The sequence below is a fragment of the candidate division KSB1 bacterium genome, from assembly GCA_024655945.1.
Lineage (GTDB): Bacteria > Zhuqueibacterota > Zhuqueibacteria > JANLFK01 > Oleimicrobiaceae > Oleimicrobium.
The window spans coordinates 551,330-562,686 of sequence record JANLFK010000001.1 but is presented as its reverse complement, the minus strand read 5'-3'; the positions used below and the strand labels follow the sequence as shown (position 1 = coordinate 562,686).

The 11,357-nt window shown below is 61.3% G+C and carries 12 protein-coding genes and 1 tRNA gene; 10 read left to right on the top strand and 3 right to left on the bottom strand.

Features of this window, described 5'->3' with window-relative positions; translation table 11 throughout:
• The first annotated feature begins 4 nt into the window (after positions 1-4).
• From NUW13_02325 to NUW13_02280, 10 genes are all read left to right on the top strand, one after another.
• Entirely contained in the window at positions 5-814 is an 810-nt protein-coding gene (locus NUW13_02325) for a gamma-glutamyl-gamma-aminobutyrate hydrolase family protein (protein MCR4437865.1), read from the top strand.
• A gap of 36 nt (positions 815-850) precedes the next feature.
• Positions 851-2,329, top strand: a complete 1,479-nt coding sequence (locus NUW13_02320) for a sodium-dependent transporter (protein MCR4437864.1) — start codon at positions 851-853, stop codon at positions 2,327-2,329.
• Positions 2,326-2,448: a hypothetical protein gene (locus NUW13_02315; GenBank protein ID MCR4437863.1), complete on the top strand. Its 123-nt coding sequence runs from the start codon at positions 2,326-2,328 to the stop codon at positions 2,446-2,448. Before NUW13_02320 ends, NUW13_02315 begins: the two co-directional genes overlap by 4 nt.
• A 38-nt stretch (positions 2,449-2,486) precedes the next feature.
• Positions 2,487-3,512, top strand: coding sequence for a DNA polymerase III subunit delta (gene holA / locus NUW13_02310; GenBank protein ID MCR4437862.1), 1,026 nt, complete (start codon positions 2,487-2,489; stop codon positions 3,510-3,512).
• Positions 3,513-3,607: 95 nt separating this feature from the next.
• Positions 3,608-4,198: a sigma-70 family RNA polymerase sigma factor gene (locus tag NUW13_02305; GenBank protein ID MCR4437861.1), complete on the top strand. Its 591-nt coding sequence runs from the start codon at positions 3,608-3,610 to the stop codon at positions 4,196-4,198.
• A gap of 53 nt (positions 4,199-4,251) precedes the next feature.
• Complete coding sequence (locus tag NUW13_02300; protein ID MCR4437860.1) at positions 4,252-4,857, top strand: anti-sigma factor; 606 nt, start codon at positions 4,252-4,254, stop codon at positions 4,855-4,857.
• An 81-nt stretch (positions 4,858-4,938) separates the two neighbouring features.
• Entirely contained in the window at positions 4,939-6,108 is a 1,170-nt protein-coding gene (locus tag NUW13_02295; GenBank protein MCR4437859.1) for a S1C family serine protease, read from the top strand.
• 166 nt (positions 6,109-6,274) lie between these two features.
• The gene (locus NUW13_02290) at positions 6,275-6,472 is read left to right on the top strand and encodes a hypothetical protein (GenBank protein ID MCR4437858.1); all 198 of its coding nucleotides are present in this window, start codon (positions 6,275-6,277) and stop codon (positions 6,470-6,472) included.
• 33 nt (positions 6,473-6,505) lie between these two features.
• Positions 6,506-7,120 (top strand): XTP/dITP diphosphatase, encoded by a 615-nt coding sequence (locus tag NUW13_02285; protein MCR4437857.1) that lies wholly within the window; start codon positions 6,506-6,508, stop codon positions 7,118-7,120.
• Between the two features lie 70 nt (positions 7,121-7,190).
• A tRNA-Pro gene (locus tag NUW13_02280) sits at positions 7,191-7,268 on the top strand.
• Positions 7,269-7,434: 166 nt separating this feature from the next.
• Here the strand turns inward: NUW13_02280 and NUW13_02275 are convergent.
• The 3 genes from NUW13_02275 to NUW13_02265 all read right to left on the bottom strand — a co-directional run bounded on the left by NUW13_02275 (position 7,435) and on the right by NUW13_02265 (position 11,156).
• The gene (locus NUW13_02275; protein MCR4437856.1) at positions 7,435-8,166 is read right to left on the bottom strand and encodes a hypothetical protein; all 732 of its coding nucleotides are present in this window, start codon (positions 8,164-8,166) and stop codon (positions 7,435-7,437) included.
• Positions 8,167-8,323: 157 nt separating this feature from the next.
• Positions 8,324-9,820: an insulinase family protein gene (locus NUW13_02270; protein ID MCR4437855.1), complete on the bottom strand. Its 1,497-nt coding sequence runs from the start codon at positions 9,818-9,820 to the stop codon at positions 8,324-8,326.
• Between the two features lies 1 nt (position 9,821).
• On the bottom strand, positions 9,822-11,156 hold the full coding sequence (locus NUW13_02265; protein ID MCR4437854.1) for an insulinase family protein: 1,335 nt from the start codon (positions 11,154-11,156) through the stop codon (positions 9,822-9,824).
• Positions 11,157-11,357 lie beyond the last annotated feature (201 nt).

The window sequence follows — 11,357 nt, the reverse complement described above, 5'->3', positions numbered from 1 at the left end:
GCCGATGACGGGCCAAGAGGGCGAGGAAAAAGTGGAGGGAAGCGTGCACCAGCGCCAGGAAAAACAGATGGCGCCAATCATCGGCCTTACCTGCGACTACAGCCCAGTGGATGATGAGCGGGCTTTCTCGCGCGGGTATGACCTGTACTTTGTGAATTGCGACTACGTGCGGCCGCTGAGCGATGCGGGAGCCGCACCGATGGTGCTGCCTTCCACGTCTGACCCGCTGCTGGTGGCGACTTACGTGGCCCGAATCGACGGGCTGCTGCTTACCGGAGGAGACGACATTGACCCAGAGGCTTATGGCGAAAGGCTGCTTGACCTGCGCTGGAAGACCGACCGACAGCGGACGGTGTTCGAGCAGGCGCTGATTGCGGAGGCGCGCCGCGCAGGCATGCCCATTTTTGGCATCTGTCGTGGGTGCGAGGCCATCAACGTGGCCTTGGGCGGCAGCCTGTACCAGGACATTCCGAGCATGATTCCTGGTGCCCTGCAGCACCAAGCTGCGGGAAACCCGCATGGCGCCAGGCACCGTGTGCGCATAAATGCCGATTCCCGGATTGCCCAGATTCTTGGGTGCGTAGAGGCGGAGGTCAACTCCTTCCACCATCAGGCCATCAGGCGAGTGGCCGAGGGAGTGCGCGTGGTGGCGACCGCGCCCGACGGCGTGGCGGAAGCCATTGAAGTGCCCAAGGACTTTTTCACGATAGCGGTGCAATGGCACCCAGAGCGGATGCGGGACGACGAGCGGCAGCGCGCGCTCTTCGCCGCGTTCCTGGACGCCGTGCGGCAAAGGATGCACGCCAGGAGATGAGCAACCGGTGCTCTGACCAGGCAGAGGGAGATGCGCATGGCCAGGAAGGAACAGTTCTCTTCGCAGTGGGGATTGGTCGCGTCCGCCCTGGGGATGGCCATTGGCACCGGTAACATCTGGCGCTTCCCGCGCATCGCGGCAAAGAATGGGGGGGGCGCCTTCCTCATCCCCTGGATGTTGGCTCTGCTCCTGTGGTCCATTCCCCTGCTGATGGCCGAATCGGCAATAGGCAAGGCCACGCGCCGTGGCACTGTCGGCGCATTCGCTTCCTTGGTGGGCAGACGAGGTGCCTGGATGGGCGGGTTTGTGGCGCTGTGTACGGTCGCCATCATGTGCTACTATTCCGTGGTCACCGGCTGGTGTCTCAGGTACTTGGCGGCGGCGTTAGGCGGCGGGTTGACCGGGGTCGACACTCGCCTTTACTGGGAGAACTTTATCGCTCACCGCTGGGAGACCTCCCTTTTCCACCTGGGTGCCATGGCCATAGCGGTTGCCGTCCTCCATGGCGGTGTGGCCAGAGGGATCGAGCGCGTCAACAAGGTGCTCATCCCCTCACTGTTTGTGCTCTTGGCAATTGCTGCCGTTCGCGCCTTGACTTTGCCGGGGGCCGTAGGAGGTTTAGAGTTCTTCTTCCGCCCGAAGTGGAGCACTCTCGCCCACTACCGGGTCTGGCTTGAAGGGCTCACGCAGTCTGCCTGGAGCACGGGGGCTGGGTGGGGGCTTTTCCTGACCTACGCCGTCTATTCGCGCAAGCGCGAAGATGTGCCGCTAAACTCGCTGGTCGTGGGCTTTGGCAACAACAGCGCCTCGTTACTCGTCGGTATGGGCCTCTTTCCGGCGGTGTTTGCCTTGGCCCCTGGTTTGGGCCTCGAGCCGGGCGATGTTCTCCGCGAGTCGGGTCCGGCCAGTACCGGCATGGCCTTCCTTTGGGTGCCCCGGCTCTTTGCGGTGTGCCCAGGCGGCAGATGGCTGATGGTGGTCTTTTTCCTCGCCTTGAGCATGGCGGCAATTACCTCCCTGATGAGCATGTTGGAGCTGGCTACCTGTAACCTGGTGGATGCTGGGATGACACGACGCACAGCAGTCAGCGTGGCCGCTGGCTTCGGCTTTTTGGCCGGCCTTCCCTCGGCCTTCCGCCTTTCCTTTCTCGAGAACCAGGATTGGGCATGGGGACTGGGTTTGCTGCTATGCGGCTTTTTCTTCACAATCGCGGTGAACCGCTACGGCGTGCGGAGGTTCAGGGAGGAGCTGATTAACGCCCCCGGTGCAAGCATGCGGGTCGGGCGCTGGTGGGAACTGTTGCTGCGCTTCGTGATCCCTGCAGAGTTTCTGGCGCTGGTCGCTTGGTGGTTCTACCAGGCAATCGTCGTGTTCGAGCCCCACTCCTGGTGGAACCCGCTGCGAACTTTCAGTTTGGGTACCTGTCTGGCGCAATGGGGCGCAGGCATTGGGGCCCTCCTGTGTGCCAACAGATTCCTTGCGCGACGGTTCTTGAGCGCAGGGAGCCGGACGTGAGCGCGCTCGGCATCGCCATGACGATGATCAGGCTCGGCGGAGTGTGGGGCACATTTGTTTACCTCCTGGTGCGGATAGGCCGGGGGCAGGATGAGGCCGCAGAGGGGAAAGAGGAGTAGGGCCGGAGAAGAACGGAGAGTCCAAGGGAGGCACAGTCGTGGACTACTGGGAGGCGCGGGCGCAGATCGAACAGGGCAGCATCGGCAAGACCTACCTCTTGCTCGGGCCGGAGGATTTCCTTGCGGAGGATTTGCTGCGCCGGCTGATAGGCAGCCTGCTGGAACCCGGTGCCGAGCAGTTCAATCTCGACGTTTTCTTCGCGAGCGAGGCCGATGCCGCCAGCATGGTCAACGCTGCCTCCGCCTACCCCATGGCGGCGAGGCATCGCGTCGTGGTGGTCAAGGAGGCGGAGAGGCTGACTGCTGCCGGGCTGCAGTTGCTGGCCTCCTATGCCCGGCGGCCGTGCCCCACTACGTGCCTGGCGGTGATGGGCGAGTCGTTGGACCTTCGTCGCCAAGGGGCGCGTCTCTTGCGCGCGCAGGCCACCCTGGTGGAACTGAAGGGGCTCCGGGACTCCCGCGCGCAGGCATGGGTGAGGAGCTATCTTGCCGAACAGGGGGTGGCGATCAGCGAAGAGGCCCTGCGCCTTCTTCATGCGTGCACAGGCAATTCGCTGCGCGCCCTTGTTAGCGAGCTGACCAAGGTGTTGATGAACATCTACCCCCGCACTGCCATTGCCGAGGATGACGTAGCGAACACCATCGGCGTGACCAGGGGGTTCACGGTCTTTGAGCTGTGTGACAGCATGGGCAGGAGGGACCTGCGTGCGGCACATCTCATCCTCCGCCACTTACTTGATGCGGGCGAAGCCCCCACGGCGGTGCTTGCCAGCATGGCGCGCCATTTCCGGCTACTGACTATTGCGCGCGGCCTGGCCGGGCGCTTGCCCGCTCCCGAGCTTGCCGAGAAACTTGACGTTCCCTCTTACTTCGTGGACAAATACGTGGAGCAGAGCAAGAGGTTTACGGCGGAGGAACTGCGGGCGGCGTTCGAGTTGTTGCTGGCCACCGATAACGCGCTCAAGAGTAGCGCCCACAGGAATCGGGCTCGTTTGGTGTTAGAATTGTTGCTGGTGCAGCTTGTTGGCGCGCGCCAGCCTGCCCCGCGCGCGGCAGTGCAGTGACTCGAACAAGAGAACTGCGGCGCGGAGAGCAGACCCCCGGAAAATCTACGGAACTTTGCTTTCCGCACGGCCGTTAAAATAGCGTGCATGTGACCATGACAAAAGAGACCAGAGCAGGGTTGCATCCCACTGACGAGGAATTGATCGCCAAGTTTCAGAACGGCGACCTTTACGCGTTCGATGTACTCGTCCGGCGGTACAAGAACCAACTGACGAACTTTGTCTGCCGCTTCGTGGGCAACCGCGAGGAGGCCGAAGACATTGTTCAGGACACCTTCGTGCGCCTGTATCGCAACAAGCATTCGTACCGCCGGATCGCGCGCTTTTCTACGTGGATCTACACCATCGCAGGCAACTTGGCCAAGACGGCGTTGCGCAAACGAAAAGGGCGTCGCCTGCTGGCCATCTCCCAGCTCGGCTGCGAGGACAAAGACTATGAGATTGAGGATAGCGCCTTTGATCCGGAGCAGGAGGTGGACGGCACCATGAAGGGGGCGATCATTCAACGCGAGATCGACAGGTTGCCCCCGAAGTTCCGCGAGGTGATCATTTTGCGCGACATCCAAGAGCTGTCGTACGAGGAGATCAGCGAGATTATTAAGGCGCCGTTGGGCACGGTCAAGTCCCGCGTGAACCGCGCGCGGCTCAGGTTACAGAAGCGTTTGGAGGAAATAGCCGCCAATTGACGCAGACGGTCGGCGGTGGGAAGGTGCACGAGGCAGGAGGAACTGTCTGGTAGATGGCCATGGGTAATTGCGACGATTTTGTTTCGCTCATCATGGACTATGTCGATGGGGAACTCGCCGGGAGAGACCGCCAGCGATTGCTGGAGCACCTACGGCAGTGCGAGCATTGTACATCCCAGGTGCAGAAGCTTCGCCTGTTGCGGGTTCAGTTGCGCAACCTCCCACGAGTCTGTACTTCCCCGGGATTCGACGTCGGTCTTCGCGCCCGTCTCCGCGCTGATGAGCAAGCGCGGTGGCGCAAGGTGTTCGCCGCTGCGCCTTTTTCTTCCTGGCGCGTGCCTGCCTTTGCGCTGGCGGTGGTGGCCCTATGCCTGGCGGCATTCGGTGCTCTGCTCATCTTCCGGCACGGTCAACAGTTAGTCGCATCGTCGGAGGAGGGCACGCGCGCCGTGGCAGTTGACGCAGCACTCGAAGACGACAGCGCCGGCGTGTGGGTCAACTACGTGCTCGATTCGGTGCCCATGGACGCGATGCTCTTGGGCAAAGGAGTCCCGCTGAGTTCGCAGCCTGTGAGCGGTCCGTTCTTGGCCACGGACAGCGTTGAGGGGAGGGAAATGGCACCGCCGCCGAGTCTGAAGCCTCGCCTTGTGTCCTTCTGAGCGCGTTTCCGCAGTCTGCCCTCAGGTCTTCACACCATGAAGATTGCTGCCGTCACACTTGCCTCATGCTTGTGCCTCGCTATGCCAGCGGCAGTGCTGGCACAGACGCAGGCCCCGGTGCTCAGCGAGCTGGAGCGCGACCTCGCTGCCCTGGTGGACGAAGCCAAGCCCTCCGTGGTATCGGTGGCGGCCAAAGTGGTCACCTGCTATGAGGACCGACGAGAGGGAGGCTTCTTGGGCCTGTGGGGCCAGAAGAGAAGCAGACGTACGGTCACCCTCCACAACGTCGGATCGGGTCTGGTAGTAGACGACTCCGGGCATGTGGTGACCCGCACCTCAGTTGTGGCGGACGCGGATGAAATTGTGGTGCGCTTGTACGACGGACGCCTGGAGCCGGCACGCTTTGTCGGTGCTGACCATGGCGTAGGCCTGGCGGTCATCCGCATTCCGGCAGTGCCGCGCGCCGCCCGTCTCGGTTCCACGCAGGCCCTCCGCTCCGGCTCGTGGGTGACGGTAATCGGCAGCTCTCTGGGCATGGCGCCAACTGTCTCCTTTGGCCTGGTGGACGGCCTCCGCGACGACGGGCTCATGCAGCTTTCTGCCTCGGTGGCGGCTGGCAGTGCCGGGAGCCCGGTGTTCAACACCAGAGGCGAGGTAGTGGGCCTGGTCGCTGCGGCAGTGGGCGCACGCAGCCATGGGCGCACCCTGCTTTCTGCTGGGGAGGCGCCAAGCTACGTGCTGGCCTACCCAATCGAGCAAGTGCGCAGCGTGGTGCAACGCATCATTGAGATAGAGAGCGTGGGCGATGGTTGGCTGGGCATCACTGTGATGTCTCGTGACTCCTTGGACAAGCCGATGGTGACGGCAATAGTCGAAGGCGGTCCGGCTCACCAGGCAGGCGTGCGGGAAGGGGACATTCTCCTGCGCTTCGCCGGCAAAGAGCTCTCCGGCAGCGATGAGGCTGCGCGCGCAGTCCGTGCTACCGCGCCGGGGTCGACCGTCACGTTGGAGGTGGAGCGCCATGGACAGCCGCTCTCTCTGCAGGTGACGGTGGGACAACGGCCGGCCGCCCCAAAAGTGGCAGTACGGCGAAGCCCCAACACCGCCTGGCCGCTGCCCGAGCTCTCGCCGGCTCCCATCGTGCCAACAGACCAGCGCACCCTGGAAGAGACCGTGCGCCGACTGCAACACCGCCTCGGAGAACTGGAAAAAGAGATTCGTTCCCTCCGCCGCTCCTCACCGAGAGAATAGCCCTTTTCGCATCATCTCCCTGGCTAGGCTCTTTTCGGTTGTTTCTTTGCCACTCTTTTTGTATATTCGCCACCGGTCGTTTGCTCCCGGACAGTGCTTGGTTTCGGAGAGTGCCGGCGAGCACGAAGTGCAATGCGGAGGGGGAATACCCGAAGGAGGAGCATAGATGGGCAAGGATAGAAGCTTTGCCACCAAGGTGGCGAAGGCAAAGATGGAGTTCGGCAAGCGCTGCCCCAAGTGCGGCGAACTTTTGGTCCCGCACGTGCTGGTGGTGAGCGAGCAACGCGGGCGCAGTGGAGCATGGCGTTTCACCGAGCGGGTTGTTGGCGTGTGCAAGTGTACGCAGAAGGAAGTTCTTGGCTGAGCTAAGACCTGTGGGGAGCCTGCACGCGTGGCTGTGACGGCAAAGAAACTCGTATTGGCCACCCGCAACATGGACAAGGTGCGGGAAATGCGGCAGGTGCTGGCAGATGTCGGCTGGGAGGTTCTGTCGCTGGAGCAATTCCCCGAGGTGCGAGAAGTGGTCGAAGATGGCACCACTATCGAGGCCAACGCCATCAAGAAGGCCTTGGTCATCGCCCAGCATACGGGTCTTGTCGCGCTGGCTGATGACACCGGTTTGGAAGTGGCGGCGCTGGGCGGAGCCCCAGGGGTCTGCTCCAGTCGCTATGCGGGCCCGGGTGCCACCTACGCCGACAACGTGCGGAAGCTGTTGCGCGACCTGGATGGCGTGCCAGAGGAGCAGCGTGCCGCCCGCTTCCGGTGCGTAATCGCTATCGCTGAGGACGAGCGCGTGCAAACGGTGGAAGGGGTATGCGAAGGGCGTATCACCATGGCGCCAAGGGGCAATGGTGGCTTTGGCTATGATCCGGTTTTTTTGGTGCCCCAACTCGGACTGACGTTCGCGGAGATGTCGCTTGCGCAGAAAAATGCGCTCAGCCATCGTGGACAGGCGCTGCGGCAGGCGAAAGCGGTGCTCGCTACGTGGAAGACCCACGAGCAAAGGGGATAACGTTCTGCGGAGGAGATGCAGCCGAGCCAGGTGGTAGAGGCTGGAGGTGAGTGAGCTGGAGGTCAAGCGACGGGGCGTGGCGCAGTTCGGCTAGCGCGCCTGCTTTGGGAGCAGGAGGTCCCGAGTTCAAATCTCGGCGCCCCGACCAAGAAACAACGTGGTCCCTCCGACGCAGCGAAAGAGGAGCACAGAGCCCCGCCCTGGATAGAGCGGGGCTCTCGCGTTCTTGACCTGCGGCCGCTGGGAGCGGCTCAGTGAACGGCCGCTACCTACCCGCATTCTCGCACTGCAAGGTTTCGAGTTCCGGACTCTTCTCAGAACTCTACGGTGACGCCGAGCTGCACGGTCAATAGGTCTGTGGCCGACTCCTTGATGTCGTAGACGAGGTCGTCGTCCACTCTCCTGATGGAGCCCTTCTTCAAGTAGCGCGCCTGGCCGCCCACCAGATAGCGCACGCGGGTGTCCACAAGCAGGTTCCAGATCCCGGGCTTGCCCGATTTGCTGACTCTTTTGCCCTCGTGCACTTTCACCATGATCCCGGCGCCGCCGCCATAGCTCACCGCGGTGTCGCTCATGTTGTTGGTGCTGATTTCACCATCCTCATCATCGCTATGCCATCCGTTTGCTTCTTTAATGCTCGTGTCGGTGGTGAGGTGGTTGAGGCCAAAGGCCGCCTCCAGGTACGGTCGCACCGGGCCGCCTTTGTGCTGAACCCGGGCAATCAGGTGCGCCTGAATGATGGCGTTGGTGGAGGTCACGTCTACCGAGAAATCGGCAGTGCTGGTCTTGACAATCTCCCTTCTGGTCTCGGAGCCGTAGATGATGAAGCCGACGGCTGCCCCGAGGCCAAATGGCGAGGTTGCCGGCGAGTAGGCAAAGTCGAAACCGGCCGCGCCACCGATGCTGGCCGCGTTCTCCTTGAACTTGCCCTGCGGGAAGCCAAGGAGGGCGTTTCCCGATCCCTGGAAGTTCGTCTGGGCGGCGCTGCTCCCTATGGCGACGAGCATCAGGATCGCGCTCAGGCCTTGCCACTTGCTGCTTTGCATAGTCCTCCGCTCCTTCTTGTTTCGTGTGCGCAGCATCGGTTGGCACTTCCGGAAGGGCAGTCCCCCACTTTGCGCCTCCGCAGGCGTAACCGCGTTTCACCGCCCAGGTTCATTCTGCGAGAGCAAGACCTGGGCACGCTGTTGAGCGAGCACCATTTCACCGCAGGAACATTTGTTCCACCTTGACCACTTGCACATTCTCAGGGCGCACCGGCAAGCGATAGACAGCGATCTCTTTGTCCTCCTCGAGCACTGCCTGCGGCTTGGGCGTGGCGTACCTTATGGGACTTGGCGCATTGGCTACCAGCGCCTCCTTCAGAGCCTCGGCGTCCTTGGTCACCATGACGATCTTCATGTTCTGGTCCTGCAAGTGGCGCCCCGCCGCCGCGTTCACCTCGGGCAGCGTCAACTCGTCAACATGCTTGGGGAACTGGTTAAGAAAATTCTCGTCGAGCCCATAGAACACGTCGTCCAAGGCGTAGCCGAGACGCTCCATCGTCGTCGGCGCAAAGTGGAGGTAGTACTTTTTCAAGAACTGCGCTGTCAGCTCGAACGCTTCCTGGTTCAGGCCGTTATCGACCAGCTTCTGCAGTTCGCGCACCGCAGCGCGCAGCGCAAAGTGACGGGCCTCGTTGCGTACCGGGCGGATCCAGATCTGGAAGATCTGCTGGCGGCGCGCCACATTGCTGGGCGGGAACTGCAGCCGGCTGCCGCGCGGGAAGGCCTCGATGTAGGAATAGTCGCCATAGTTCATGCCCCGCGCCTCACGGATAACCTGGTAAAGGTGGCTGCTCGAATTGCGGTGTTCACCCAGCCACGAGTTGACCAACCAGAGGGCATGGAAATCCGGAGCGCCCCGCACAATATCGAGGGGAAAGCCAAAGCTGATGGCGGTCGACTCGGTGTCCTTCTCGATGAGGAGCACCTGCAGCCCCTTGATGGGCGCCGGCTGCGGTGGGTCGGGCTGTTCCGGCGCGCCGGCTGGCAGCCGCGCCAAATCGCGGCACAGTCGGTCCGCAAAGCGCTTGTCAAATGAGCCACCGATTCCGACCACCACGTTGTCCTTGGTATAGTATTTCCGATAAAAGGCGCGCACGTCATCCAAGGTGATGCTTTTCGCCGACTCGATGAGTCCGGCGACCGGATGGGCATACGGCGTGCCGGCGAAGATGAACTGGCTGAGTGCCTCTTTCCCCAGTTCTTCATCGTCCTGGTAGCGTAAGGTGCGCTCCAGATAGTTGAGCTGCTGGCTCTTCAGTCGAGCAAAGTCATCCTCACGGAAGGCAGGTTCCAGCACGGCCTGCACAAAGAGCTTGTAGTAGGCGTCGAGATTGTCTTTGTGCACCCTACCCATGATGATGGTCATCTCTTTGTCCACCTGCGCCGAGTAGCCAGCGGCCATGGGGTAGAGCTTCTCGAGTATCTGCTCGTAGCCGTTCTTCTTGGTGGAGGCGTCGGCTATCATCTGTGCCGTGAGCGCAGCCAGCCCTTCTTTGCCTGATGGATCGTTCTGCGAGCCGACCTTGAACCAGAGTCTGATGGAAATGGTCTGGTCACTGGCCACCGGCAGGGTGACCACTTCCAGCCTCTTTTGGGGACCACAGGCGACCAGGAACATGAGCAGTGCCAACGCAGGTAAGGCGAACGATTTCATCCTACTCTCCTCCCGTAACTGTGACCACCGTGCGTCTGTCGCTCACCAGGTACTCTTTGGCTACCCGTTGGATGTCCACCGGGGTGACGCGCTCGAAGGTAGCGAAGAGCTGATCAACGCAGGCGATGCCGCCTGTCATAGCGGCGAAGCGGGCGAGGTTGCCCGCGACTTTGTCAGGGGTGTCCAGGTTCATGAGGAAGCTGTACATGGTGTTCTTGCGCTGCGTGTCCAGTTTCTCCTGGGTCACCGGCTTGTCTTGCAAGGCGGCGATTGCTGCAAAGATCTCGTCGCGGACGTTCTCGACGTCGTTCTGGTCCTTCACCATCGTGTAGATGACAAAGAGCTTCGGGTCGCGATTGGCAGAAAAGTCGGCGCTAATGAACTCGACCCTCTGCTGCTGAATCACCAGCTTCTTGTAGATGTCGCTCGTCTGGCCAAACGCAAGGTCCCCCAAGAGATAGCACGCTGCCACGTCCACCTGGGTGGGAGAGAAGGCCAGCCCCTTGTAGGCCACAGTCAGAATGGGTAGGGTCTTGCCTTTGTAGGTGACGTGAGCCACGCGCTCCCCTTTTTGCTCTGGCTCAGGCGTGATTTGGGGAGGCACATAGCCTTTTTGCCACTGGCCGTAGTACTTCTTGACCAGTGAAATGGTGGCGTCGGGTTCCACGTCTCCCACGATCATCAGCACTATGTTTTCGGGACGGTAGTAGCGCTGAAAGAAGCTCTTACTGTACTCGTACATCGTGGGCATGGCTTCGATGTCCTCGCGGAAGCCGATGGTCGTGTGGCGGTAGGTGTGGGCGGTGAAGGCGGTTGCTAGGAGTTTCTCCTCTAATACCATCCACGGGCTCGCCAGGCTCTTCAGGTATTCGCCATGCACGGCGCCGGCCTCGGTCTTGAAAGCGAGCTCGTCGTAGAAGAGGTTCTGGAAACGGTCGCTCTCCAGTTCCATGACCTTTTCCAGGTCGGACTTGGCCAAACCGATGTGGTAGCAGGTGTAGTCGTCAGTCGTGTAGGCATTGGCGTCTGCACCCATTTCGGTCATGAGGCGGTCGTACACACTGCCCGGGTACTTCTTGGTGCCACGGAACATCATGTGCTCGAAAAAGTGGGCAAATCCCGTGTGGCCGGGTTCCCACTCGTCCCTGCTCCCCGTACGCACCACCGTGTAGTAGGAGACCAGGCCAGGACTTTCCATGGGGATGACGATTACGGTCAAACCGTTGTCCAGCACCTCCGTGCGGTACGGATAAGGGAAGACGCCGGAGTGGGCTGTGTTCTGGGCAACGAAGGCTATGAGCGAGCAGAGCGCCATGCACATCGCTGGTCCTTTCATCGTTCCTTTCCATCTCCAATTTGGTTCGAGGTACCCTTGCGCTAGACCAATTTAACAAATCCTTTGAGAAATGCAAGCTGTTTGTTGCAGAGGACAGAGGTCCACAAGCGAGACCGACCGGTGCCCGAGATGCTGTCCGCAAAAGAGAGACATGGGGCGTAAGTTGAAAATGTACCCGGAAACTCACTCCTGATGTGGCGA

Excerpts from the sequence above, each read along its gene's own strand:
- NUW13_02305 (MCR4437861.1), top strand. The coding sequence starts at position 3,608 with ATGACAAAAGAGACCAGAGCAGGGTTGCATCCCACTGACGAGGAATTG.
- NUW13_02300 (MCR4437860.1), top strand. The coding sequence starts at position 4,252 with ATGGCCATGGGTAATTGCGACGATTTTGTTTCGCTCATCATGGACTAT.
- NUW13_02275 (MCR4437856.1), bottom strand. The coding sequence starts at position 8,166 with ATGCAAAGCAGCAAGTGGCAAGGCCTGAGCGCGATCCTGATGCTCGTC.
- NUW13_02290 (MCR4437858.1), top strand. The coding sequence starts at position 6,275 with ATGGGCAAGGATAGAAGCTTTGCCACCAAGGTGGCGAAGGCAAAGATG.
- NUW13_02265 (MCR4437854.1), bottom strand. The coding sequence starts at position 11,156 with ATGAAAGGACCAGCGATGTGCATGGCGCTCTGCTCGCTCATAGCCTTC.
- NUW13_02325 (MCR4437865.1), top strand. The coding sequence starts at position 5 with ATGACGGGCCAAGAGGGCGAGGAAAAAGTGGAGGGAAGCGTGCACCAG.
- NUW13_02270 (MCR4437855.1), bottom strand. The coding sequence starts at position 9,820 with ATGAAATCGTTCGCCTTACCTGCGTTGGCACTGCTCATGTTCCTGGTC.
- NUW13_02295 (MCR4437859.1), top strand. The coding sequence starts at position 4,939 with ATGCCAGCGGCAGTGCTGGCACAGACGCAGGCCCCGGTGCTCAGCGAG.
- NUW13_02320 (MCR4437864.1), top strand. The coding sequence starts at position 851 with ATGGCCAGGAAGGAACAGTTCTCTTCGCAGTGGGGATTGGTCGCGTCC.